The following is a 24853-nucleotide window of genomic DNA, read 5'->3' as shown; positions in this document are numbered from 1 at the left end:
ATTTTTTCGGCTAACTAATAGTGGGCTATTGGTTAGCTTTTTTTAGCGAATTTTTGTTTTACCGCTATAGTCTCCACCTGGTACGACAGGAGTATCAATTTTATGAGTTGATTGGTGACAAGACCAACAAACAGCCATATTTGTGAATTTCTTATTAGCAGAACCGCCAGCACTTACATCTTTCATGTAATCTTTGGCAACAGCTTCAGTCCAATTTTTACCACCTTGGGCCTCAGGCTTTTGTAAATCAGCAATTGTCTTTCCAGCTGTATCCATCAACGTAGTAATATCTGTACCGTGAGCATAGTGACAAGCAGCACAGTTTCTACCTTGTGAACTGGAGTTAGAAGTATGCGTATAAAGGAAATCATGATTGGTGTTACCTGCTGCTTTGCCTGAGTTACTATTTCTACCTGCAGATCGGCTTGCAGCATAATCATCGTGACAAGCTGCACAGAATTGAGCATAGTTAACTTTGTCAGCATTATCCTTAGGACCAATTGATGTAGTTATTTTTAATCCTGAATTGGTTGTAGATGCGTTAATTGCAGCATAAGCAGGATCATCTGTTAATGCAAGGTTAATTGTTTTAATACCGTTTTGAGTAGGCGTTTTAACTCCATTCACCATTGTATAGGCAAATGGTACCCCGCCGATTACGTTTTCTTTTAATAATCTGTCGTTGACAGAGCCGTGCGGGTTATGACAGCTTGAACATGTTAATTCGTTTGTGTCTTTATTAAGGTAAGCACCAGGTGCAGCACCATTTTTGATTCCTGATGATACCTTATGCATGGATTCACTTTCATGAGAAGCGGAGAATATGCCGGCTCCACTTGCTTTTTGCACGTTGTAAAAGCCCATCGTACCGTCATGACAAGTTAAACACATATCATATTCTACATTTTTATATTTTAATAATTTTGCATCTTGCCCGTTATGTGTGCTATGACAGTTTGCACATGAGTTCGTGTTGTTTTGGAAATTACCATGTGTTTTGTGTGCATTTGTATTACCACTATTATCGATTGTACCGACATTAATTCCGGGTGCCGGGTTGCTTGGCGTTGGTGTGAAACCTTCTGCCGATGCCAGGGCAGCAAACATGCCCAACATAACAAGCATAAACAATGCGGAAAAGCCTAATTTAATCTTGCTCATTTCTAAAACCTCCCAAATTTCTTTCTCTCTCTCTCTCTCTCTTTAATTCTCTATAATTTACTTCTACATCTAAAACGATAAATTTACTTTTCCGCATCACCACCCTTAATGAAAAGAAAATTAGTAGAAGACTGAAACTCTTTGATTGATTGTATCCGTTACAAATATTTCATCCTGGTCATCTATAAATAGACCGTTTGGCAGGTACAACTGACCGTTATCTGTCCCCATGCCGCCTAACACTCTTACATCATTTCCATCTTTGTCATAGGCATAGATGTTATGAGATAAATTGCTTACCACATAAACGGTACCGTTGGTATCGACGCCGACTCCTCTTGGGTTAACGAATATTGGTTCACCTTTTCCGTCCTTTGAACCATTAATTATTTTTATAAATTTACCTTCTTTATTGAAAACTTGCACCCGGTTATTTCCTGAATCAGTTACATAAATTTGATTTTCCTTATCTACTGCTACAGCATTAGGAGCAATGAACTTCCCTTCAGCTTGACCGGCGCCACCAATTTCCATTTGTTTTTTACCTTCTAAATTATAGATATACAGCTTATTGGTTTTGATATCAGTAACAAATAGTTTCTCACCGAAAATGCGCAAGCCGCCAGGTGACTGAATCGCTTTTTCTTCGTCAGGGAAGTATTTGATAAATTTCCCTTTTGAATTAAAAATGGAAATGTTGCCATTATACAAATCTGCTACATAAATATTTCCATTTTTATCACCTGAAATTCCATATGGAAATTGAAATTGCCCTTTTTCTGATCCTGTCTTGCCAAATTTCAAGACATTATTTCCAGTTTGGTCAAAAACCTGAACTTGATTGTTTTTTGTATCCGTTACGTAAACGAGATTGCCAATTTTGGCTACGTCCATTGGTTTATTAAGTGGTGCATCAAAGCTGCCATAAAAAGACTGTCTAAATTCAGGTTCACCGCCAGCAGGGTTTGCTTTAGCCACAATTGGCTTCAATGTTGGTGCTAAATCAAAAAAGGTGATGCCGAAGAATAAGGCTGCAGAAAGTACAACCATTGCACTCATCCATATATATACAGTTGTCTTTTTCAATTCTAGCCATCTCCTTTTATTTGTTCTTATCTTTTGCTGCTAATCTAGTTAATGCATCTGAAGCTGGCTTATAAAGGGGGTCATAGCTTAAGGCCTTTTTGTAAAGCTCCTCAGCATCTTTAACTTTACCTTGATCCTCCGCCACTCTACCAATCTCAAAAATAATATCATTATTAACAGGCATTAGTTTATTAGCCTCCTCGAGTGATGCCAATGCCTCTTTGTACATTTTTAGATTTCGATAAACCATTCCTTCTAATAAACGGCCTTTATAATCTCGGGGAGCTAATTCTACAGCCTTTTTAGACTGCTTAAGGGCATCGTCATAGCGTTTTTGATCGTTATACACAAGTCCTAAATTGAAATAGGCCCCGACATTCTTCTTATCTAAATCAATGGCTATTAATAATTGTTTAACGGCGTCGTCATTCTGTCCCTTTAAATTATACGAGTAACCGAGGTTAATCCGATGTTCTGGATTGTTTGGTTCTTTACTAACTAAGCCCTCATAATAGGCCACTTGCTGGTCAATCCTGCTTTGATCTCTATTCGACCAAATATAGTGATCGCTAATAAAATAACCGCCAATCAAGCTAATAAGTAATGTTGCAATGATTAGCGAAAACCCCTGCAATTTAGTAAAACGCCCGTTTCTTTTCTTTGCTCGTGTTTCTTTTTCCGGCTCAGGTTTTTCTATAATAGGGAGTTCTTGGGCCTCCATAAGTATCCTCCTCATTGTCATCAGTTATTTTCTGCAGGATTCCCTAGAAAATCTATTTTTGATAGAAATCTGCACGCTAAATGGTTTGAATCGTTGTTACTGTCAGCATAATCATACTAGTTTGAGCTTTTCCCATTAATTCTTATGGCAGCTTGTGCAGGTTTGTTTGACATGGCAGGTATAGCATCTTACTTCCGGTCTTTTCACATTCTCAACAGGAATAGGGTGACCTTCCTGCCATTTAGTACGATGTTTCATCTGGTGACAGGTAGAGCAGTTAACAGTATTGTCACTAGCGGTATTTGTTTTATTCTGATCATGACAGGTAAAGCATTTTTCTTCATTTTTGCTGGCTTGTGTGCCATGACTACTGAAGAATGTTTTAGTATGGCTTACAGGGCGCGTTTTATGGCACGCCTGGCAAAATGTATTTTCTTTTGCATACATGTGCTCGTTCTTGGCTGTCTTCCCACTGTCTTGGTTTAAATATTTGTCGATGACAGTGACCTCGTCATAACCTTCCAGCGTCGCTGTTGACATATACTTATGACAGGAATTGCAATTCTTTAGAGCAGATTTTGCCTGAATACCATGGCTTTTTGTTTTGAAATCAATCTTTTTATGGCTCTTCGGAACCATACCGGTCGAATGACACGCACTGCATTCCGTGGTTATCTTTCTGGCAATATGACAATCCATGCATGTTTCCATTGTCGGGCTGGTAAATTTTAAATCAGCCATCGCCGCGGTCCCTACCTTACTATCCCATTTTCCATAGTCGGTTTTGAAGGTCATATTTCGGTCGGCAATTTTGCCGTGGGCAACGCTACTATGGCATTGTATACATTTAATGTTTTTCTCCAAATGTTTATCATGCGGAATAATAATATCCCCTGAGGCTGTGACATCACGTGTTGTAATATTGTGACACTTTTCACAGGCGCTATTTGGAATTTCCTTAGTCATTCGAATGATTGCTGCCGTTGTAACCTTTTCATTTCGTAAATCCTTTATCATTCCTTCTGCTTTATCCTTTGCTATCTGTTTGACCCCTGGTTCGATATGACAATTAACACAATCCACCTCGCTGTGGGTAGATGCTTTCCAGGTATAATACTCTGGCTTCATCTCATGGCAAGAGGAGCAAAACTTTGAGCCGGAAGTTGCTTCCAGCCCAAAGGCCCCAAGAGAGAAGAAGATGACTAAAAACAACAAGGTAAGTGTCATAATTTTGATTAACTTATAACGAAAACGGGGAGGGTCCGACAGCTGTTTTTGCTCTTCATCCATAAAAGCGTCCCTCCAGATTAAGAATTAACTAATTTTTCACATCATCTTTAAAGCCGGTTCTATGACAATATTGGCAATATACATCTGTAGATGCTTTGATTTCAGTTGATCCTGCTTTCGGTTTGTTACGGTCATGGCAGACGAAGCATTCTGATTTTGCTTCAGGTGTTTTGGCCTTAGCAGCGTGAGCTGTCAGCCATTGATCACTTTCAACGTGTCCCGCCGGACGATCTGAGTGACAAGCGCTGCAGAATTTGTTGATACGCGTTTGTTCTTTTACAATGTTGATGTTTGCTGTATATTTTGTTTTTGATTCTTTCATCTTAAGTAAAGAGATAATGTCTTCTTTCGGGATTTCTCTGACCCATTTAGAATCTTGGTGACAGTTCACACATTTATCAAGTTCATTAATGGCTGTACCGCCATGTTTTTGATTCCATTCAGCTGTTTTGTGTGACTTTGGAACTTTAACTTGTTTATGGCATGTTCCACATGCCATCGAAACCTTTACATCTTTCTGCTGCTTGCCAATTGCTTGTAAAATGATCTTTTGTGTTTTTTCATCATGCTTAGTAATGGCCACTTCCGTATTTTCGCCCTTTGCTGTTTCAGCAGTTCCTGAACCTTCTTTTTCTTTTTCTTGGAGCTTTTTCTCCATTTCTTCAGGGTTTGGCGGAACGTTGTACGCAACATCTTTCCAAGGCTTTTCGCCGTTGTTCACTTTGTCATGGCAATCAATACAAGTTCCCATATTTGGTCTTAAATATTTCTTTTCAATTAATTTTTGCGCATTTTTCTCCGTCCAATGTCCACGTGCGTCTTCGGTATTGATACCGCGAGCTGCAATTTTTGAATGGACGACACCGGCGTGACAGCTTATACATGGAATATCTTTTTCAATATGTCCTTTGTGATTTACTTTTAAGTCACCAGATGCCGTAACAAGCCGGTTTTTCGAGTGGCATTGTAAACAGTTTTCGTTGGATACGGCTTCTTCTTCAGTTTGAACAATTTGCTTAGGCACGCCAGTTACATGGTAGTAAACCTCTTTCAAGGATTTCATTTTGTGTGTGATCATGTTCGTAAACCCTGGCTTGATATGACACTGAACACATTGGATATTACTGTGGGCACTTGCGGTATAGGTTGAATACTCCGGTGCCATTTCATGACAGCTTGCACAGAATGTCGGTGAGTTTGTTAAGGAAAGCACTCCATATCCTCCACCAAAAACAACGATACATCCGACCAGTGAGACGAATAGTAATTTCCATCTGTTAACTGGATTCTTCCAATCTATACCTTTGAACTTGCGCCAAACCTTGCGTATCAGGCCAACTTTTTTTCTATCTTCTCTAGAATCGGGATCAGTTTCTTTATTTTTCTTTTTCCCCCAAAAGGCCACTTAACTCACCCTTCCCATTTTGGACTCATTCTCTATTTATTTTCCTTAATTACCTCTCTAAAGGTAGTATCTAACAATGTCAGAGTATATTCCAATGTACAATTTGTGAATATTTTTTCATAGCCAAAAAAAATGAATTTTACCCTAAAAGCAACTTAAAAACGTTGTTTTATAAGCATAGATTAACACTATTTATGAATTAGAAACGTGAATGAGTATTAATTTTTATACATTAATAGGTGTATTTATTCAATTTCCCTTAGATTTTAAAAGCCATGTTTCTGATTGATATACATTCTCGAGTAAAATGACATAAGTCTGTCATAATTGACAAAAAACCGAACACAACTTAAAAGTTTATTGTTTTCTTAAAGAAGGGCAGCTATATAATAGGTGAATGACAAATTTTGCTCTTAGCTAACATTGTTGTCACTCTATAGCGGAAGTGGTAAGATATATAAAGGAAATTATCGAATATTATAGACATGTTTTTTTACAAAAAGGAATGTATTTAGTCTCGATATAAAGGAGCGTTCATCAGATGATGGGGATTTTAAATAAAGTATTTGATTTGAACAAACGCGAGCTGAAAAGGTTAGACAAGCTTGCTACGAAAATCGATGCACTTGCTGCTGAAACAGAAAAATTAACCGACGAACAGCTGCGCGAAAAAACGGAAGAATTTAAAGCCCGCTATCAAAAAGGGGAAACACTTGACGACTTGCTAGTTGAAGCCTTTGCTGTTGTCCGCGAAGGTGCCCGCCGTGTACTTGGTTTGTATCCGTATCATGTTCAGCTTATGGGGGGTATCTCACTCCATGAAGGGAATATTTCGGAGATGAAGACGGGTGAAGGTAAAACGTTAACCGCAACAATGCCAGTATACCTGAATGCACTTTCAGGTAAAGGCGTTCACGTTGTAACGGTCAACGAATACTTGGCAAGTCGGGATGCGGAAGAAATGGGCGCACTCTATCAATTCTTAGGCTTAACGGTTGGTTTGAATTTGAATAGCATGGATAAGGAAGAAAAACAGGCCGCCTATTCGTGCGATATTACTTATGGGACAAATAACGAATATGGCTTCGATTATTTGCGTGATAACATGGTCCTATATAAGGAACAAAAAGTACAGCGGCCGCTATTCTTTGGCGTTATTGATGAGGTTGACTCGATTTTAATTGACGAAGCGCGGACACCATTAATTATTTCAGGTTCTGCGGCCAAGTCAGCTGTCCTTTATATTCAAGCTAATGGCTTTGTCCGGACGCTGACAAAGGAAAAAGATTATACGTACGATGAAAAAACAAAGGGCGTTATGCTGACAGAAGAAGGGATTAGTAAAGCCGAGAAAGCTTTCGGAATTGAAAACCTTTTTGACATGTCGCACGTTACCTTAAACCATCATATTAACCAGGCATTGCGAGCGAACGTCAGCATGCATCTTGATGTTGATTATGTCGTCCAAGAAGGTGAAATCGTTATTGTTGACCAGTTCACTGGCCGTTTGATGAAGGGCCGCCGTTATAGTGAAGGCTTGCATCAGGCGATTGAAGCAAAAGAAGGTCTTGAAGTTCAAAACGAAAGCATGACCATGGCAACGATCACCTTCCAAAACTACTTCCGGATGTATGAAAAATTAGCCGGTATGACTGGAACAGCGAAAACGGAAGAAGAGGAATTCCGCAACATTTATAATATGAATGTTATTGTTATTCCTACGAATAAACCGATTATCAGGGATGACCGTGCCGATTTAATTTACTCATCGATGGAAGGTAAGTTCAGAGCGGTTGTCGAAGATATTGCTGAGCGTCATCAAAAAGGACAGCCGGTGCTTGTTGGTACGGTTGCCATTGAAACGTCAGAGCTGATTTCCAAGCTTTTATTAAAAAAGGGCGTTCGTCATAATGTCTTGAACGCGAAAAACCATGAACGCGAAGCGGAAATCATTGCAGAAGCAGGTCACCAAGGTTCAGTAACGATTGCAACGAACATGGCAGGTCGTGGTACAGACATTAAACTTGGTGAAGGTGTGATTGAGCTAGGCGGGCTTGCCGTTATTGGTACCGAGCGTCATGAAAGCCGACGGATTGATAACCAGCTCCGTGGACGGTCCGGCCGTCAGGGAGACCCAGGTATCACTCAATTCTATTTATCGATGGAAGATGAACTGATGCGCCGCTTCGGCTCTGACAATATGAAGTCGATGATGGAGCGCCTTGGTATGGACGACACCCAGCCAATTCAGAGTAAAATGGTTTCTAGGGCTGTAGAGTCTGCACAAAAACGCGTCGAGGGTAACAACTTTGATGCTCGTAAACAGTTATTGCAATATGATGATGTTCTACGCCAGCAGCGTGAAATCATTTACACCCAGCGTGATGAGGTACTCGAATCTGAAAACCTTCATGACATCGTTCAAAAAATGATTTTAGGCTCGATTCAGCGTAATGTCGAGGTCCATACACCGCGAAGTGAGGACGAAGAAGAATGGAATCTTCAAGCCATTATCGATTACGTAAATGCCACCCTTCTCCAAGAGGGCGACGTAACGGCCGATGATTTAAAAGGAAAAGATCAAGAAGAAATTACCGATACCATTTTTGCAAAAGTGAAGGAACGCTACGAGGAGAAAGAGCAAATTCTTTTCCCAGAGCAAATGCGCGAATTTGAAAAAGTTGTTACACTTCGTGCTGTCGATTCAAAATGGACGGATCACATTGATGCGATGGACCAGCTCCGTCAAGGAATCCACTTACGTGCATACGGACAAATCGATCCACTTCGTGAATACCAGCATGAAGGGTTCGCGATGTTTGAGGCGATGGTCCAATCCATCGAGGATGAGGCTGCCATGTACATCATGAAGGCGGAAATTCGCAACAACCTTGAGCGTCAAGAAGTGGCTAAAGGTCAGGCGGTTAATCCGAAAGAAGATGGCGAAGCAGTTAAGAAGAAGCCAAAAGTGAAGCAAATCGATGTCGGCCGTAATGATACATGTATCTGCGGCAGCGGCAAGAAATATAAAAACTGCTGCGGGGCAGGGAAATAAATAATGTTTTTGGGGGGCGGCGAAGTGAATTGCCGGCTCCCTTTTTTAGCGCCAGTAATAGAATCGCGCTTTAAAGGATGGAAGAAAAAGATTATCCTGTTTCGGAGGAAAAAATCGATTCTCAAATGACTGTCGGTTAACCTGTTAATTCTGTGTACTTTGTGCATAACATCTGCAGTATTTGTGGGTAATTACCGGAATTTACGGTTATCCACATGGGGATAATTTTCGATGTTATTTATCCACAATCTCTTGGAATGAAAAACAGCCATCATTGCTGATGGAAAAATAACTAGCAATTTTTCCCCATGAATCCAAAACTATTTCGAACACTTCTGTCTAGTAACCTAGTTTTATTTTTATTATATAGTAGATTTAGACTTTGTAAGTTTGGTGCTCTGTTCATTTAAAACTAACTAAAAACGCTGCTCCATTTTCCGGAGCAGCGTTCACTTACATTGTTATTATTGTGCTTCAATTAAACCGTAGCGCCCGTCTTTACGCTTATAAACAACGTTAGTACGGTTAGAATCAGCATTAGTGAACACGTAGAAGCTATGTCCCAGCATATTCATCTGGAGGATTGCTTCTTCACTGTCCATCGGCTTAAGATCAAAGCGCTTTGTTCGAACTAACTCAAGATCGTCTTCATCGAAATCATGAACTTCCGTGTTTTCAACGGTTGAAAAAGTAACCGGAAAATCACCCTTCTCGCGGAACTTACGGTTTACTTTTGTTTTGTGCTTGCGAATTTGGCGCTCTAGCTTGTCAGTAATCAAGTCAATTCCAGCATACATATCAACATTAGTTTCTTCAGCACGCAAAACTAATTGCTGGAGTGGGATGGTTACCTCTACCTTTGAAGTTTTATCTTGATTGAATTTTAGATTCACATGTACCATTGCATCTGGTGCTTCAGTAAAATAGCGTTCCAGTTTAGTAATTTTCTTTTCCACATATTCTCTAATTGCTGGAGTTACCTCAATGTTTTCACCACGAACGTTATATTTCATCTGTGGACTCCTCCTTTTATTAAGGCTATGTATTAACATTTCTATTTTACCCTATGATTCTCCTGCAAAGTCAGAAGATAAATTTTGTCGAATTATTGACAAAAACATCAGGAAAATAGTGACAATGTTTGACATCACCTTTGACTTTTAAAGATAAATTTTGCTAAGGTGTATGGTTGTTCATAATTATTGTAATATTTTAGGGGACAAATTACCACAAAAATGCTCATGGAATAGGCTAAATGGATGTAAAACCGATTGGAGGATTATACAAATGGATCACGAAGAAAGAAAATTACTTGCCTGGCATGAAACAATGGAATTGCACGAATTGGTAGCATTTCAATCCATGGGGTTATTAAAACTGAAAATGTCCATCAATAAAGTAACTGACCAAGAGCTTAAAGAACTTTATAAAAAATGTATTCATGACCTTGAAAGTAACCTAAAGGAACTACTTAAGTTTTATCCCTCGGCACCGGGCTATCAAGCAAGGGAAGAAGAAGATCTGCGCGAGGATATAGGCTTTTTCGCCGGCGACCTGCTTGGGCTCTCCAAAACATTGGTGCGGAATCTTGCCGCAGCAATTACCGAAACAGCTACCCCTGCGTTGCGAAAAACCTTCACCAATCAGCTGATGGGTGCCATCCATGGCCATGAAAGAGTCTATAATTACATGCACAAACACGGCTATTACCCATCCTACGATTTAGGCCTCTTGCTTGGTCATGATATTGAAAATGCTCAAAAGGCGCTTCGGATGAAGCTTTGAGATGGTTGGAAGGCGAGGCATTGTTGCCCCGCCTTTCCAATTCACTACCTCGCCAATGTCAGCGATTGAATGCTTGCTGCTCCTGCCTCTTTTAAAAGCTTCGCAGCGTGCCGAAGCGTTGAACCCGTGGTGTAAATATCATCAATCAGGACAATTCTTTGCCCCTCTAAATTCATGTCGGGAAGGATCTTGAAAACTTGAGGAACGTGGATCCGCTCTGACCTTGATTTCTTTGATTGTTTTTCCGAGTGAATGCGGTTGAGTATTTCTGAAGGGGTAAATCCTGCTACAGCGAGTAGTGCCGCTGCCTGGTTAAACCCGCGCTCATAAAGACGCTCTTCACTTAATGGAATCGGTACAAGTTGGTCAAAGGCCATTTGGGTAAGCTTTCCCCTGATAGAATCCGTAAATACCTTCGCCAGTAAATAGTCTCCGCGAAATTTAAACTTTGCAATCACTTCTTTTAAAAAATCATTATAGAGGAAAAGGGAAGTATTTTTCTCGAGAAAGCCTTGCCATTCGATATCCCCCTCCCAGCGAAAGCAATCATGGCATAAATCCCCGTCGCGGAATTGTTCATCGAGCTGACGGAACGACCGGCTGCAAATTCTGCATGTGTCTCCCTCAATTTTTTCAAGCTTCCCTTCGCAAACTAGACAAATGAAGTGTTCCTTTTCAATTGAGAAAAGGGCTCTCCAGCCAATGGCTGGCAGGATTATATCATGACAGATTAGACAGTGATCTTGGGAGAATGAATTCATTGGTTTCAGCTCCTTTTTTATGTGGAAGAGAGACGGAGCTACGTTGTTATGTATTAAGCAAACCCCGTTCGATCCCTTCACGGTTCAATGAAACAATTTGCCTTCTTGCCTTAAGCATTTCGTCCGTTTTTCCATAATGAAAAAATGTCACCACACCAGAAGGATGATCCTTGCTCCTCCCTGCTCTTCCGGCAATTTGCACAAGGGCACTTTCTGTAAAAATGGTATCTTCCGCACCGATAACAGCCACATCGATATTAGGAAAGGTCACACCGCGCTCAAGAATAGTCGTGGTCAGCAGTAATGGAATTTCCTTCGCCCTCATTTTTAGAACCTTGTCTTTCCGCTCAGGGTCCTCGGCATGGACCGCTTCAATTTTCGGTGCAAACTGGCGCAGGATGGGCAGTGCTTTTTCCATTAAAGCGATATGCGGAAAAAAGACTAAGGCTTGTTTGTTTGCTTCGAGTCGTTCCGTAATCCATCTTAGAGCATTTGCTGGCAGTTTCTTCTTTTTGAGCTGCTTTTGCCAGTTTCCAGACCAGACAAATTCGGGGACCGGCAGCGGGTGGCGGTGAAATCGGGCTGGGATGGTTGTGAAGAGACGTTTGCCTGTACGGCATTCCCTTTGCCATTTTTCATTTGGCGTCGCGGTCAGGTAAATCATCGCTGAGATGGGCTTCCGCGCCTGGACGGCCGCGTGCTGAAGGGATTCCTCCACAGTATAGGGAAAGGCATCGACCTCGTCCAAGATGATTGCATCAAAAGCATGGTAGAAACGGTGTAGCTGGTGAGTGGTTGCTATCGTCAGCGGGGCGAAAAGGTGACGGTCCTCACTCCCGCCGTAAAGGGAGGCCACGGTAATTTCGGGAAACGCTGCCTTTAGACGGGGCGTAAGTTCTAAGACGACATCCGTTCTGGGTGTGGCGATGCAGATCCTTTTACCTGCGGCTATGGCGGCTTCAATTCCAGCAAATAGGACCTCCGTTTTTCCGGCCCCACAGACTGCCCAGACAAGGTGCTCCTCATTACGAAGGATTGCCTCAACCACATGATTTGAGGCCTCCATTTGCCCTTTTGAGAGCGTTCCCTGCCATTGATTGAGTTTAGCTGGTGGTTTGGTGTCAGGCACCGGGCCATTCCAGCCAATTAATGGGGTACATTCAGAGATTCTCCCCATCATGATGCAATGGCGGCAATAGTGGCAGGTTTCTCCGCACCGTGAACAAGGAGAGACCGCAAACCAATGCGGGTCCTTGTTGCCGCACCGGGTGCAAACTGGCCTTTTCCCGTCGTAGTCAATTCCTTTGCGGTAAGTAACATATCCACTTTCGTAATGGGCCTGAATTTCATCGAGTGGGAATGGAATATCGTCGAAGAGGAGCTGTTTACCAGTAAGGAACTGCTGCAGGTCGGGGTTGTAAGTGAATTCGGTGTTCAGCGGCGGCTGCTGCGGGATGGTTTCTAGCTGCGAAATGGGCAGAGAATCTCCTTTATGAAGTTTTTGCGGGATTAGCTTCTCATTTTTTATTACAAAACGCACGGAGTCACCTTCTTTGGCGAGAGATAGTACAAACGGCTTTTGGTTTTGCCTGTCGTAGGAAGATTTAATTTAAAGAGAATTTTTTGGGAGGTATCATATGTTGGCAGATGAAGAAAGTTCCGACATTCAATGTTCGTCATTGTTGGCTTTATCAAGTAGAAGTGGTCACCGAGGGCTTCTAAATGGGCATCATTTGAAGTAGTATGACAGGCTGGGCAATTCCATTTTCCTCTTTTATAATTCATCGGGATAAATCGGCAGGTTTCAATTGGGCAGCAGACTCCACTTCGAATATCCTTTGCTGTAAGTTTATATTCCTCAAGAATATTAATTGGTTTCGGGCTTTGTTGACTTAAGAGTAATTTTCCCATTTGGATAATTGTTTCGTTATTTACTTTTACTTGGTTATAACGCTGTTCCAGCTTTTCAATTTTGTTAAATAGGTCCCTTCCTTTACATACTTTATTAAAATCAGCATTATCAGCGGAATTGGTTTTCAAAATCGTATTGGTGCTTTTTAAAAAAACGAGGGTATCTATCGGCAGCAACTTGCAGCCATTTTTAACCATCCATCTTCGTAAGAGGGATTGAAGTCGCTCACATTGAACTCGTGGATCTTCGAATGATTCTTCCGTGCCATCCTTATGGATGCGAATAAGCTGTTTGAATACATTATCAAACACCAAGGTACCAGATATGTTTTTTGCTTCGATGATGAGGATGTAGTTTTGTGAGAGAAGAAGAGTGTCAATTTGAAAGTAGATGCCGTGGATTTGTAGTTGGAGATCGTGAAAGATGTAGTATTTATCTTGTGGAAGTTCTTTTACGTAGTTAGCTAACGCAATTTCTCCCCAGTAGCCAGCCCATCTTTTGGCTAAATCTCTTTCGACTTCTTGATATTTCCTATTGGTAATTTCTAGGAGTCTTCTTAAGATTTCGGTTAAAAGTAACCTTTGCGGAGGTGTCAGTTCTTGCATGATCAATTGGGTTCGTCACTCCTTTTTCTTTTTTAAAATTATACCTTGAAAAGATTCTGCAAGTATTGGAGAATTTCCTGCTTATTTGTCGAAAATATTATTATTTTTTCTGGGAAAATGGTTAGGTGGTAATTGCTTGGGAAGGTTCGTCCGGGGATTCAGCTTATTTTACGCGGGAATTCTCCAACCGTGTCGGCAATTCCGCCAACTTAGACGGGAATTCCGCCCAACTAGCCTAGGATTTCGCCAAACTATGTTTTATTCCCGCCAACTTTTGTATTTATTCCGCCAACTGCCCTATTTATTCCGCCAAACCCTTTTAAATGACCTATTTTTAATAGTTCTCAAGCTTAGACTTCACTCTTTTTGCATCTAGGAAGCTCCATGTTTCGTGGATTCCGCCAACTTAGACTGGAATTCCGCCAAACTAGCCTAGGATTCCGCCAAACTATATTTAATTTCCGCCAACTTTTGCTTTTTTTCCGCCAACTTCTACATTTATTCCGCCAATTTCCCTATTTATACCGCCAAACCCTTTTAATTACCCAACCAACAAAAAAGGCCATTCCGGCCCAATCGCCGGAATGGCAGCTAACTAAAGTAGTTTACTTTTTCATCCAGCCCATGCCCATGGATCCTTCACCGAGGTGGGTGCCGATGACAGGACCGAAGTAGCCGATGGAGAATTCGACGTTCGGATACATGGCTGCGAGCTCGTTCCGCCATTCCTTTGCCTCTTCCTCACGATTGCCGTGAATAATGACAGCTTGATAGTTTCCGCCGCTTAATGCATCTTGAGCGAGCAAGTCTACCATTCGTTTCATGGCTTTCTTCCGAGTCCGGATTTTTTCAAAAGGGACAATGACCTTATTTTCGAAATGAAGTAGTGGTTTGACCTGCAGCAGGCTGCCGATGAAGGCTTGGGCGCTTGAGAGGCGGCCGCCGCGCTGGAGATGCGACAGATCGTCTACCATAAAATAGGCACGGGCCGTTTCCTTCAATTCTTCTAACCTAGCCATAATTGCCGCTGCATCCTCGCCGCGTGAGGCCCACTTCGCTGCTTCTAATGCATAGAAGCCTTGAACCATACAACTGATTTCAGAATCAAATGGGTAGACTTTGATTCCTTCTACCATCGTACTGGCTGTGACTGCGCCCTGGTAAGTGCCGCTGATACCGCTCGAAAGGTGAATGCTAATAACCGCATCGTACTCCTTCGATAACTGCTCAAACAGTTCAACAAATTGACCAATTGGCGGCTGGGAGGTGGTTGGGAGGTCTTTCGTCTTAACTTCTTCGTAGAAATCGCCTGCGGTTAGATCAATTTCTTCCTGATAGGCCTCGTTAGCAAAGATGACATTTAAGGGGATCATATATATATTCCATTTATCTCGTAATTCTTTCGGTATGTACGCGGTGCTATCCGTGACAACTGCCGTTTTCATAAATGTTTTACCATCCTTGTTTTTTTCTAAGATTTATTTTATATGAAAAAGACATAAATTGCATTCTTTTAAAGAAAATGAAATCTCAAAACGCAAATAGAGCACGCAACTGTTTGCGTGCCCTTCATCAAAATAGCAGGCATTTCTAGCGGACTTCCACCCAGCCATTTTTTATCGCGACAACGACGGCTTGGGTGCGGTCGTTTACGTTCATTTTTTGCAAAATATTGGATACGTGGTTTTTGACTGTTTTTTCACTGATAAATAATGCCTCACCGATACCGCGGTTACTTTTTCCATCAGCAAGCAATTGGAGCACTTCGCATTCACGGCGAGTCAACAAATGCAAGGGACGACGAATTTCGACCGTTGGCACATAGCCCCCGCCGTGAGCAACACCTGCTGCAAGCTTGCGGTACTCATTGACGAGATTATGGGTCACCTTTGGATGCAAATAAGAACCGCCCTCAGCCACGACGCGAACCGCTTCAATCAATGCATCGGCGTCCATTTCTTTTAGCAGGTAGCCACTTGCCCCTGTTTTTAGAGCATGGGTTACATAGTTTTCATCATCATGAATCGATAAAATAATAATCTTTGTGGTTGGATATTTTTCAACCAGCTCACGTGTCGCCTCTACACCGTTCTTTTGCGGCATATTTATATCCATGATTACAACATCAGGCCGGAATTCCTCAACAAGTCGTAAAGCTTCGCATCCATCATCGCCTTCTGCGACAACTTGGAACGTTTTTTCAAACTCTAATATTCTCTTAACGCCTTCTCTAAATAGTTGGTGATCGTCAATAATGACAATTTTGGTAGTCAATTTTTACGCCCCCTAGTTCTTCTAATTTCGATATTTTTCTACTCATTAGTTGATTAATGGAACACAGATCAGTACCGCGGTTCCCTTGCCTATTTTTGAATCAAATGTAATTTCTCCATCGAGCAGGTCGACTCGCTCCCGCATTCCAATCATGCCAAACGACTCTGGTTTCTTATGGTTCGTATCAAATCCAATTCCATTGTCCTTTACCAAGACGGTAATGGCGGCATTGGTAATTTCTAATCTCACTTTAATCTGACAGGCGTTTGCATGCTTAAGTGCATTTTGGACCGATTCCTGAATCATTCGGAACAGGGCGACCTCATACTTTGTTGGCAGCCTGCGTTCTAGGCCAATATTCACAAACTCTATTTTTGAGTGGTTATGATATTCTTCGATGGTCTGTAAATATTTTCTGAGGGTAGGCACAAGACCTAAATCATCTAATGCCATAGGGCGAAGGTCATAAATTATCCGCCGGACCTCATAAAGGGCAGAACGCACCATCTTTTTAAAACTATGGACCTCCGAAAATGCCTCCTCTGGGCCTTTATCCCGGTAAACCCGTTCAATTAAATCGGAACGCAAAATCACATTGGCAAGCATTTGCGCCGGACCATCGTGAATTTCCCTTGATAGTCGTTTCCGCTCTTCCTCTTGTGCTTCAATGATTTTTAAGCCGAAGTCTTGTTTGGCTTTGGCATTTTCTAAAACTTCACCAAACTGTTTCAAATCACTTGTTAAGTAATTCATGACAACTGAAAATTGCGTTAGGAGCTGGTCAGCGCGGTCAATTGTTTCATCTAACCCTAACAGCCTGCGTTCAAGATCATCCCTTTTATCCAAAAGCTGTTTTTTGTACTGCCAGTTGATTGACAGGTCCATTTGGAGTTGATGGGCTTTTTCATATGCATCACGGACCTCTTCTTCAGAATACTGTTTAAAATTCATACTTACTTCTGACAGCATGCCCCGTGCCTCTAGAACCTGTTGTTCGAGCTGTACGCCTTCTTTCATGAGCCTGCCCATCATTTGTTTAATATTCTCTAACTCATTCGTCATGTTTTCATAATCCTGACGGCATTGCTCGCCGATTTGGAAGATGTCACTTTTGCTGCACGTAACAGTTTCAATCATTTCTTCACGAATTTCATCAATCGACTTAACATTAATCTGCTTCATTTTCATTTTATATTCCTCCGGGGATCAATTTTCCCTTTAGGCCTTTTAACATATTTTACAGCGGATTGGCTTAATGTGCTAATATGAACACAGCAAAATCCTAAATTTCCAAGAAAAGTAGTATAATAGTAGCGATTAGTCTATTATTGACACTATCTTGATCACCTCTATTATATCATGCAAACATTACTACGATGTTAAAGTTAGATTACACATTATTTTTATTAGAAAGGATCTTATTATGCTCCCTCATTACCAAACAGTAAAAGAAGCTGGCGCACATGAAATTTCTATTCAAAAATCGCGGTTTATTGCCCATTTCAAGCGGGCTGAGACCGAGCAGGAAGCCCAGGAATTCATTCAGGCATTGAAAAAAAAATACTGGGATGCCACGCATAATTGCTCTGCCTATCTGATTGGCGAGCACGATCAAATACAGAAGGCCAACGATGACGGCGAACCGAGCGGCACGGCTGGCGTCCCTATTCTTGAGGTGTTGAAAAAACGAAAGCTGAAGGATACTGTCGTCGTGGTCACCCGCTACTTTGGTGGGATTAAGTTAGGCGCAGGCGGACTAATCCGTGCTTACGGTAAGGCCACCTCCGAGGGTCTAGCAGCAGTTGGAATTGTCGAAAGAAGGCTGATGCAGGTTATCCATGTTAAAATTGATTACCCGCTGCTCGGGAAGATTGAAAATGAATTGAGATCGTCCATATATACCATCAAAACGATTCATTATCAGGATAAGGTGATCGTTGAAGTATTTGTCGAAGAAGATAAAAAGCTGGATTTCAGTAACTGGATTATTGAAATGACAAACGGGCAGGGAGCCATGGAAGAAGGCGCCCTTATCTATCTAGAATCGCCAATAAAGTAATTTTGCATAGCTTGATAACTAATAAATTATCTTTTTGGAAAAAAATCAATTTACCATTCTTATGATATATTATAAAATAGAATAGATTTTTACAAAACGTGACACTTTTCTACTTTTTCAATATAGGAGGAAATTATGTCTATCAATAGACAGGGTTATAAAAGAGAAAATAAGGTTAAGAAAAAACGAAAGAGAATTTGGGCCTGGGTGATCATGCCCATTCTTGTCTTGGTGTTAGGTGGAACAGCCTACGGAGCATTTTTGTACAATAAGGCCGAATCGGTTATGAATAAATCATACAAACCGATTGACAGGGATTCCAAACAGAAACAGGCCAATGTGAAACTTGAAAATACCTCGATTTTATTTATTGGTGTCGATGACAGTACGAAACGAAAGGCAAACGGTCCTTCCCGTTCAGACGCCTTGTTACTAGCTACTTTTAATAAGGAAGAGAAATCTGTCAAGCTATTGAGCATCCCGCGTGATTCATACGTGCATATTCCGGAGAAGGATATTTATACGAAAATTAATCATGCCCATGCCTATGGCGGAGTAAAACTTACGCTTGAAACAGTCGAAGAATTGCTTGATGTTCCTGTTGATTATTATGTAAAAATGAACTTTAACGCCTTTATTGACGTTGTCAATGCGCTTGGAGGAATTAATGTAGACGTTCCTTATACATTTTCTGAACAAGATTCTAAGGATCGTGCAAAAGCGATTACCTTGACTAAGGGCTTGCAAGAATTAGACGGTGAACAAGCACTTGCCCTTGCACGAACCAGAAAAAAGGATAGTGACATTCAACGCGGACAGAGACAGCAAGAAATATTTAAAGCCATTCTATCAAAAGGGACCTCACTTAAGTCGATAACTAGTTACTCTGACGTCATGGAGGCAGTTGGAAAAAATATGACGACAGATTTGACATTCGCCCAAATGAAATCTTTTATCAGCTATTTGCAAGCGGGAAGCGGCATTAATGTTGAATCGTTATCGCTAAAAGGGGATGACTCCTATATTAATCGTATTTATTATTATCAACTAGATAAAGATTCCTTAGAGCAAACAAAGTTAACACTTCAAAATCATCTTAACCGGACAAATACGTCCAGCAGTAAAGCTGCTGAAAATAACTAAGAATGGACCTGGATAGTTATCCAGGTTTTTTCTTTTATAAAAGTTTAATAGAACAAAAAAAGGATAAGCGACAACCATACGTTGTGTCTTACCCTTATATATATTAGTAGATTTCAAAACGAACCTAACTGTAATTCTTGATTACCTGTTTTTATCATATTTTATGATCCCCAGCATTCGCAGCAGCGGCCTGTAATCTTTGTTAATAAGTCCAATCGTCTCAACAAATAATTCAATCGCCAGGAGAATGATGGTAATCATTAATATCGAACCCCATACGGTTGTTATCGTGAAAATAAACGCTGCCAGTCCAAACATGGCACTCATCGCATAAATTAACAGAACCGTCTCACGATGGGAATAACCAAGTTCCAGCAAACAATGATGTAAATGTGACTTATCTGGTGCTGATAACGGGTTTTTATTGTAAATACGCCTTATGATCGCAAAGAAGGTATCTGATATTGGAACGCCTAAGATGATGATTGGCACAACAAAGGATATTAACGCTACATTTTTAAAGCCGAGTAAACTCAACACCGAAATCATATATCCTAGGAAGAGCGCCCCAGAATCACCCATAAAGATTTTTGCTGGATGAAAATTAAACAGCAAAAATCCTAATGTGCTTGCGAGGAGAATCGCTCCCATTGCCACTACATACCCATTTCCCATAATAATCGCCATTCCGGAAATAGTAATAAAGGCAATTGAAGAAACACCCGCTGCCAGACCATCAAGGCCGTCAATTAAATTAATGGCGTTGGTAACGCCGACAATCCAGATAACCGTAATGGGTATACTAAACATCCCGAATTCTAAAACTCCATTAAACGGCAAATTAATGAATGTAACTTCGACTCCGCCCCATAATACAACGACTAGGGCTGAGGTGATTTGTATTAAAAGTTTCACCTTTGCAGATAATTCATAAATATCATCTAAAATACCAGCAGCAAGGATGATCAAACCGCCAACCATAATGGCCGCATGATATGGACTAGATGGCTGGATAATGAATAGACCTAAAAGAAAGCTAACATATATCGCTAAACCGCCTAAACGGGGCATAATCTTATGGTGTACCTTACGATGATTAGGATTGTCCGTTGCTCCTAATTTAAAAGCCAATTTTTTTACTATTGGAGTGAGTAAAATGGAGCAAAGAAAACATAATATAAAGGTCAGATATAACATAAAGACCCTCCCTATGAATATAATGCCCCATTAATAAACTTCAGAAACAGGTACATATTTCTAAGTACAACGAATATAGTATAGCATATTATAATTGATTTGGTATAAAAAAATGAATTGTCGCAACATTGTCATTCTACGGAGAGGAAAAATAGTATCTCCCCATTTTTTCATCACTCTATTCGACGTTTTATGACGGCAAAAAGTTACATCAATTGAATAACTTACTTTGGATTTATTTTTACTTTGATGATTTGAACCAAGAATCTTGGTAAAGCTAACATCCTCTTCCATCTTGACGGCTGCATCAATAAACGGTAAAACCACTCTAGGTTCATTTTTCGCCAAAACAGTGGTGCCCGCTTAGCTTCGCCAGCCAATACATCAATACTGCCTCCAACACCCATAAATAAACCCTTTGAAAAATGATGAAGGTTTTTTGAGATCCATTTCTCCTGTCTTGGAAAACCAAGAGCAACAAAAACAATGTCCGGTCTTGAGGCCTTGATCTCTTTGATGATGGAATTATTTTTCTCTGAGTCAAAAAATCCATGATGGCGACCGACGAGTTCAACATTAGGAAATTGATTGCAGATATTGTCAGCAGCCTTTTTATTTATCTCTTCCCGTCCGCCTAAAAGGTAGATCCGCCACTTATTTTCATCCCCCAGTTCAAGGAGACGAATCGTTAAATCATATCCTGTTACCCGTTCTTGGATTGGTTCATTCAATATTTTTGAAGCAAGAATAATCCCCGAACCATCGGGAACAACCATATCCGCAGCCTGAACGATGTCTCTATACTCTGGATGTGCTGCCGCATACATAACAATTTCCGGGTTGGCCGTGACGATAAAGGCCTTGCAATTGCTTTTTATTCCTGTGAAAAGCTTCTCCACCACTTCATGAAAGCTTTTATTTACAAAATCAATACCTAATATAGTAACCAAGTTAGCGTTAGTTTTCATTATGACAATCCTTTTTAAATGGTGGCTAAACCTCTTTGTTTTTCCATCACTTTCTCACGGAACTTTTTCTGTTCCTCGTTGGACATCGATTTATATGCCTTTAAGAACTTTTCGTATTCAGGAATCACTTCAGAAACCGGACCAAATTGTTTAATTTCGCCATATTCAAGCCAAACGGCCTTTTCACAAAATTCTTTAATTTGTCCCATCGAATGGCTGACGAAGAAAATCGTTTTGCCCATCTCTTTAAACTCAAACATTTTTTCTTTCGACTTTTGCGCGAAAACTTGATCACCTACGGATAATGCTTCATCAACAATCAGAATATCCGGGTTTACGGTGACAGAGATGGAAAATCCAAGCCGGGATTTCATTCCGCTTGAGTATTTTTTTACAGGTTGGTCAATAAATTTCCCGATATCAGCAAAATCAATGATTTTCGGTTCCATTTCGATAATTTCCTTCTTTTTAAAGCCAAGCATTAGACATTTTAATTCAATATTTTCCCTGCCTGTTAATTGATTATCAAGACCAGACGAGATAGCAATAATCGAGGTTGTCCCCTGTGATTCTACCGTGCCGGAAGTGGGCGGGACCACCCCTGCAATGATATTGGACAAGGTAGACTTCCCTGAACCGTTTACCCCGACAAGGCCAATGACATCTCCCTTTTTAGCTGTAAAAGAGATATCTTGAAGGGCAAAAAAGTCTTCCCCATAGCCCCCTGGTAAAATAACATCAAGCAGCTTCTCTTTCGGAGATTTATGCATCTTATATCTTTTATAAACATTTTTAACAATGACTGTTTCACTCATATAAAGTCAACTCCCGTTTACAAATAATCAACAAAACGGTTTCTAAATTTCAAATGGAGCACGGAGCCGATACTGAACAATACTAAAACGGTGATCCAAAAATATAACGTATATTGCGGATATTCTAGCGGATACCATGTAGTACCCAGTAATGCCGCCCTGTAACCTTCAACAATATAGAATAAGGGATTTAATTTCAACAAAAAGGCAAAGTCTACTCCTTTTATCATTAAATGGTCCGTATGCCATAAGAGCGGTGTTAAATACAGGAGCATTTTTAATATCGACTGAACCACTTGCTGAATATCCCTGACAATTGTCGTAAGGGTAGAGGTAACGAGAGCAAGGGCCAGCAGAAATAGCAAGGTGGCCAGCATAAAGTAAGGCAGCTGAATAAAATAAATAGTTAGTTTGTATTTGGTAAATTGCAAAAAGATTGTGACGACTGCCACTAACATTAAATGTGTATAAAAATTCGCCATAATCACGAATGAAGGAATGGCGCTCATCGGAAAACTCATTTTTGAAATTAATTGAATTCTGGAATAGATTGATCTAGACGTAGCGGAAATCGCTGGATTGATGAAAAACCAGACGATCATCCCTGTAACAAGCCAAATAAAAAAGGGAACTTTCAGTCCATTATCCATTTCAACTTGTTGACCATGACGCACGCCAATCCCAAAGACTAGCCAATAAATCGCAAGCTGAATCATTGGGTTCAAAACTTCCCAAAACCTGCCGAGGTAATTATTCATATTTGCACTTTTCATTTCAAAAGCGGATAATCTCAGGATGAGGTAAAAGGAACTAATCTGCTCCTTCACAATGGTAATCATTGACTTCATTAAAAATTGTCCTTCCTTTAAACAAGTAATAACCTTGTTCATTATACATTAATTTTCCCAAATGGGCATTATAAAAACAAAGCCCCGAGTAATAATTATCTCGGGAGCCGGTGTTCATCTAAGTCTGCCCCTTGCTGTGGCCTTTAAGAACTGTTCCTCAGCAAATATTTTGCATACCAAATTTTGGCTTGAATGGCCTTTAGAGTATTTATTCCACTTTTCAGCGTAATAATCAACAACTTGAAGGTCAAAGCGGTCATTTTTAATGAGGTCAATAATCGCAGCGGTCTCTCTAACCAGTGGGCCCGGCAGGTTTTCTTCAAATCCCTCAGAAATCCCACGCGCCTTTTTATATGCTTCTAAATCATAAGTGAAAAAGATGATGGGTTTACGTAAGAGAGAAAACTCGTATGGAATCGAAGAATAGTCGGTAATCAAATAATCGGCCGTTGCAAGCAAATCATTGATTTCATACTGACTTGAGGATAAATCGACAACAAAATTTGGGTGTCGGTTAGAAAACTGCACGGAATTCTTAATCGCTGGATGTAAACGTAAAATCAACAGATAATCATCGCCAAGTTCTCGAACCATTTTTTCGACATCCAGCTTTAGGGTAAAATAGTCTAATTCATGATCCCGATAGGTGGGTGCATAAAGGATGACCTTTTTAGCTAGTATTGCCGGATGTTTCAGAGCTAATGATGCCCTCGACTTTTGTTTTTCTTTTTCATTGAAAAAGAAATCTGTTCTTGGTACACCCGTCGTTAAGATGGTCTCTTTTTTGAGCTGGAAGGACTTCATAAAAATGTCTGCCATCACATCTGAGCCGACAACCACTTGATCAAATTTACTGTATACCTTCAAAAAGCGCTGTTTGGCCTTTGCACTTCGGTCTTTAACCGATTCATCTTCCAAACCAAATTTCTTCATAGCGCCCGATGCATGCCATAACTGAATGCATCGGACGTCTTTTTTAAAGTTCACTGCGGCCAGAAAACCGAAATAGTTATCAATAAATAGATGACGGGATGTTGCCAAATGGTAAATCGACCTGAACCAATCAAGAAAATGACTCTTTTCGAATGGAAGGATGGTCACGTCATCATAATCCTTAAATTTGGCTAGTGCCTGTTGATTGCAAAGGAATACCACTTCGGTTTGAATGTTTTGCCTGCGCATTTCCGCAAAGATGTACTGGCTGTTATCACCAAAGCTAATAACAAAGGTGGTTTTGTTTTTAAGCGGCAACAGCTTGAAAATGGAAAAGACGCAGTTAAAAACAACCAAATACAAAGAAATGGCTAGTTCCCTAACCATTTGTGACAACATCGTTTAAATCGGTTTTGATTTTTGAAGTAGAGATGCCAATTGTTCTTGGCAGGTAAACTACTTCGCAATATTCCTTAAGAAAGTCGAATTTACCTTTCCAATCGTCGCCCATAACAAACACATCAATGTCATGTTTGATAACATCTTTAATCTTTTGGTCCCATGTATTTTCCGGAATGACTTCATCCACGAAGCGGATCGATTCCAAAATTATTTTTCTGTTTTCAAAGCTGTGGTACGCTTCTTTATTTTTCCCTTTATTAAATTCATCTGTGGAAAGACCGACAATCAAATAATCGCCTAAATCTTTTGCACGGCTGAGTAAATTAATATGTCCAAAGTGTAACAAATCGAATGTTCCATATGTTAAAACCTTTTTCATTAGAGCAATTCCTCCTGCTATTAGTATTAGGATAACGTTTTATGTTTTATTCAT

Annotated in this window: 21 protein-coding genes and 1 pseudogene; 4 read left to right on the top strand and 18 right to left on the bottom strand. The window is 40.5% G+C overall.

Translation table 11 applies throughout. From position 1 onward, the window contains the following. Positions 1-42: 42 nt before the first annotated feature. The 5 genes from BSO02S_RS08695 to BSO02S_RS08675 all read right to left on the bottom strand — a co-directional run bounded on the left by BSO02S_RS08695 (position 43) and on the right by BSO02S_RS08675 (position 5663). A complete protein-coding gene (locus tag BSO02S_RS08695; RefSeq protein ID WP_066065461.1) occupies positions 43-1161 on the bottom strand; it encodes a cytochrome c3 family protein in 1119 nt (372 codons plus the stop codon). Between the two features lie 120 nt (positions 1162-1281). After that, positions 1282-2247 (bottom strand): 6-bladed beta-propeller, encoded by a 966-nt coding sequence (locus BSO02S_RS08690; protein WP_066065458.1) that lies wholly within the window; start codon positions 2245-2247, stop codon positions 1282-1284. Positions 2248-2263: 16 nt separating this feature from the next. Beyond that, the gene (locus BSO02S_RS08685) at positions 2264-2968 is read right to left on the bottom strand and encodes a tetratricopeptide repeat protein (protein ID WP_066065455.1); all 705 of its coding nucleotides are present in this window, start codon (positions 2966-2968) and stop codon (positions 2264-2266) included. A 135-nt stretch (positions 2969-3103) separates the two neighbouring features. After that, on the bottom strand, positions 3104-4258 hold the full coding sequence (locus BSO02S_RS08680; protein WP_066065453.1) for a cytochrome c3 family protein: 1155 nt from the start codon (positions 4256-4258) through the stop codon (positions 3104-3106). A gap of 28 nt (positions 4259-4286) precedes the next feature. Continuing rightward, positions 4287-5663 (bottom strand): NapC/NirT family cytochrome c, encoded by a 1377-nt coding sequence (locus BSO02S_RS08675; RefSeq protein WP_066065451.1) that lies wholly within the window; start codon positions 5661-5663, stop codon positions 4287-4289. 541 nt (positions 5664-6204) lie between these two features. Here BSO02S_RS08675 and secA point away from each other — a divergent pair. After that, the gene (secA, locus tag BSO02S_RS08670) at positions 6205-8718 is read left to right on the top strand and encodes a preprotein translocase subunit SecA (protein WP_066065448.1); all 2514 of its coding nucleotides are present in this window, start codon (positions 6205-6207) and stop codon (positions 8716-8718) included. 464 nt (positions 8719-9182) lie between these two features. Here secA and hpf read toward each other — a convergent pair whose 3' ends face one another. Then, positions 9183-9731: a ribosome hibernation-promoting factor, HPF/YfiA family gene (gene hpf / locus BSO02S_RS08665; protein WP_066065444.1), complete on the bottom strand. Its 549-nt coding sequence runs from the start codon at positions 9729-9731 to the stop codon at positions 9183-9185. 274 nt (positions 9732-10005) lie between these two features. On the opposite strand from hpf, the gene BSO02S_RS08660 reads away from it, so the two are divergent. Continuing rightward, entirely contained in the window at positions 10006-10503 is a 498-nt protein-coding gene (locus BSO02S_RS08660) for a spore coat protein (protein ID WP_066065441.1), read from the top strand. Between the two features lie 44 nt (positions 10504-10547). On the opposite strand, the gene BSO02S_RS08655 is transcribed toward BSO02S_RS08660, so the two are convergent. The 6 genes from BSO02S_RS08655 to BSO02S_RS08630 form a co-directional block, all read right to left on the bottom strand. Beyond that, positions 10548-11264 carry a ComF family protein gene (locus BSO02S_RS08655; protein WP_066065438.1) on the bottom strand — a complete coding sequence of 239 codons (717 nt, stop codon included), beginning with the start codon at positions 11262-11264 and terminating at the stop codon, positions 10548-10550. A 46-nt stretch (positions 11265-11310) separates the two neighbouring features. Continuing rightward, positions 11311-12804 carry an ATP-dependent helicase ComFA gene (locus tag BSO02S_RS08650; RefSeq protein WP_084374959.1) on the bottom strand — a complete coding sequence of 498 codons (1494 nt, stop codon included), beginning with the start codon at positions 12802-12804 and terminating at the stop codon, positions 11311-11313. Continuing rightward, on the bottom strand, positions 12792-13781 hold the full coding sequence (locus tag BSO02S_RS08645) for a nuclease-related domain-containing protein (RefSeq protein WP_142303692.1): 990 nt from the start codon (positions 13779-13781) through the stop codon (positions 12792-12794). Before BSO02S_RS08645 ends, BSO02S_RS08650 begins: the two co-directional genes overlap by 13 nt. A gap of 605 nt (positions 13782-14386) precedes the next feature. Continuing rightward, entirely contained in the window at positions 14387-15226 is an 840-nt protein-coding gene (locus BSO02S_RS08640; RefSeq protein WP_066065432.1) for a DegV family protein, read from the bottom strand. Positions 15227-15371: 145 nt separating this feature from the next. Further along, complete coding sequence (locus tag BSO02S_RS08635) at positions 15372-16055, bottom strand: response regulator (RefSeq protein WP_066065428.1); 684 nt, start codon at positions 16053-16055, stop codon at positions 15372-15374. Positions 16056-16100: 45 nt separating this feature from the next. Continuing rightward, a complete protein-coding gene (locus BSO02S_RS08630) occupies positions 16101-17243 on the bottom strand; it encodes a sensor histidine kinase (RefSeq protein ID WP_066065424.1) in 1143 nt (380 codons plus the stop codon). Between the two features lie 235 nt (positions 17244-17478). Between BSO02S_RS08630 and BSO02S_RS08625 the strand changes: the two genes are divergently transcribed. Together BSO02S_RS08625 and BSO02S_RS08620 are read left to right on the top strand one after the other, a co-directional pair. Next, the gene (locus BSO02S_RS08625) at positions 17479-18114 is read left to right on the top strand and encodes a YigZ family protein (protein WP_066065421.1); all 636 of its coding nucleotides are present in this window, start codon (positions 17479-17481) and stop codon (positions 18112-18114) included. 135 nt (positions 18115-18249) lie between these two features. Next, a complete protein-coding gene (locus tag BSO02S_RS08620) occupies positions 18250-19257 on the top strand; it encodes an LCP family protein (RefSeq protein ID WP_066065416.1) in 1008 nt (335 codons plus the stop codon). Positions 19258-19398: 141 nt separating this feature from the next. Here the strand turns inward: BSO02S_RS08620 and BSO02S_RS08615 are convergent, their stop codons facing one another. From BSO02S_RS08615 to tagD, 6 genes and pseudogenes are all read right to left on the bottom strand, one after another. After that, the gene (locus BSO02S_RS08615) at positions 19399-20454 is read right to left on the bottom strand and encodes a glycosyltransferase family 4 protein (protein ID WP_066065413.1); all 1056 of its coding nucleotides are present in this window, start codon (positions 20452-20454) and stop codon (positions 19399-19401) included. A 224-nt stretch (positions 20455-20678) separates the two neighbouring features. Beyond that, on the bottom strand, positions 20679-21422 hold the full coding sequence (locus BSO02S_RS08610) for a WecB/TagA/CpsF family glycosyltransferase (RefSeq protein WP_066065410.1): 744 nt from the start codon (positions 21420-21422) through the stop codon (positions 20679-20681). 29 nt (positions 21423-21451) lie between these two features. Then, positions 21452-22237 (bottom strand): annotated as a pseudogene (gene tagH, locus BSO02S_RS08605) (teichoic acids export ABC transporter ATP-binding subunit TagH); the annotation flags it as partial. A 17-nt stretch (positions 22238-22254) separates the two neighbouring features. Further along, complete coding sequence (locus tag BSO02S_RS08600; protein ID WP_066065405.1) at positions 22255-23085, bottom strand: ABC transporter permease; 831 nt, start codon at positions 23083-23085, stop codon at positions 22255-22257. A 114-nt stretch (positions 23086-23199) separates the two neighbouring features. Then, a complete protein-coding gene (locus BSO02S_RS08595; protein ID WP_066065402.1) occupies positions 23200-24405 on the bottom strand; it encodes a CDP-glycerol glycerophosphotransferase family protein in 1206 nt (401 codons plus the stop codon). Next, entirely contained in the window at positions 24398-24799 is a 402-nt protein-coding gene (tagD, locus tag BSO02S_RS08590; RefSeq protein WP_066065399.1) for a glycerol-3-phosphate cytidylyltransferase, read from the bottom strand. The genes BSO02S_RS08595 and tagD overlap by 8 nt, the downstream gene beginning before the upstream one ends. Positions 24800-24853: the final 54 nt, after the last annotated feature.

It is taken from the genome of Neobacillus soli NBRC 102451 (assembly GCF_001591665.1).
GTDB lineage: Bacteria > Bacillota > Bacilli > Bacillales > Cytobacillaceae > Neobacillus > Neobacillus soli.
Note: the sequence above shows the minus strand (reverse complement) of the source record. Positions and strands in the feature narration are given on the sequence as shown.

Excerpts from the sequence above, each read along its gene's own strand:
- BSO02S_RS08695 (WP_066065461.1), bottom strand. The coding sequence starts at position 1,161 with ATGAGCAAGATTAAATTAGGCTTTTCCGCATTGTTTATGCTTGTTATG.
- BSO02S_RS08685 (WP_066065455.1), bottom strand. The coding sequence starts at position 2,968 with ATGGAGGCCCAAGAACTCCCTATTATAGAAAAACCTGAGCCGGAAAAA.
- BSO02S_RS08680 (WP_066065453.1), bottom strand. The coding sequence starts at position 4,258 with ATGGATGAAGAGCAAAAACAGCTGTCGGACCCTCCCCGTTTTCGTTAT.
- secA (WP_066065448.1), top strand. The coding sequence starts at position 6,205 with ATGATGGGGATTTTAAATAAAGTATTTGATTTGAACAAACGCGAGCTG.
- hpf (WP_066065444.1), bottom strand. The coding sequence starts at position 9,731 with ATGAAATATAACGTTCGTGGTGAAAACATTGAGGTAACTCCAGCAATT.
- BSO02S_RS08660 (WP_066065441.1), top strand. The coding sequence starts at position 10,006 with ATGGATCACGAAGAAAGAAAATTACTTGCCTGGCATGAAACAATGGAA.
- BSO02S_RS08655 (WP_066065438.1), bottom strand. The coding sequence starts at position 11,264 with ATGAATTCATTCTCCCAAGATCACTGTCTAATCTGTCATGATATAATC.
- BSO02S_RS08645 (WP_142303692.1), bottom strand. The coding sequence starts at position 13,781 with ATGCAAGAACTGACACCTCCGCAAAGGTTACTTTTAACCGAAATCTTA.
- BSO02S_RS08640 (WP_066065432.1), bottom strand. The coding sequence starts at position 15,226 with ATGAAAACGGCAGTTGTCACGGATAGCACCGCGTACATACCGAAAGAA.
- BSO02S_RS08630 (WP_066065424.1), bottom strand. The coding sequence starts at position 17,243 with ATGAAAATGAAGCAGATTAATGTTAAGTCGATTGATGAAATTCGTGAA.
- BSO02S_RS08625 (WP_066065421.1), top strand. The coding sequence starts at position 17,479 with ATGCTCCCTCATTACCAAACAGTAAAAGAAGCTGGCGCACATGAAATT.
- BSO02S_RS08620 (WP_066065416.1), top strand. The coding sequence starts at position 18,250 with ATGTCTATCAATAGACAGGGTTATAAAAGAGAAAATAAGGTTAAGAAA.
- BSO02S_RS08615 (WP_066065413.1), bottom strand. The coding sequence starts at position 20,454 with ATGTTATATCTGACCTTTATATTATGTTTTCTTTGCTCCATTTTACTC.
- BSO02S_RS08610 (WP_066065410.1), bottom strand. The coding sequence starts at position 21,422 with ATGAAAACTAACGCTAACTTGGTTACTATATTAGGTATTGATTTTGTA.
- BSO02S_RS08600 (WP_066065405.1), bottom strand. The coding sequence starts at position 23,085 with ATGAAGTCAATGATTACCATTGTGAAGGAGCAGATTAGTTCCTTTTAC.
- BSO02S_RS08595 (WP_066065402.1), bottom strand. The coding sequence starts at position 24,405 with ATGGTTAGGGAACTAGCCATTTCTTTGTATTTGGTTGTTTTTAACTGC.
- tagD (WP_066065399.1), bottom strand. The coding sequence starts at position 24,799 with ATGAAAAAGGTTTTAACATATGGAACATTCGATTTGTTACACTTTGGA.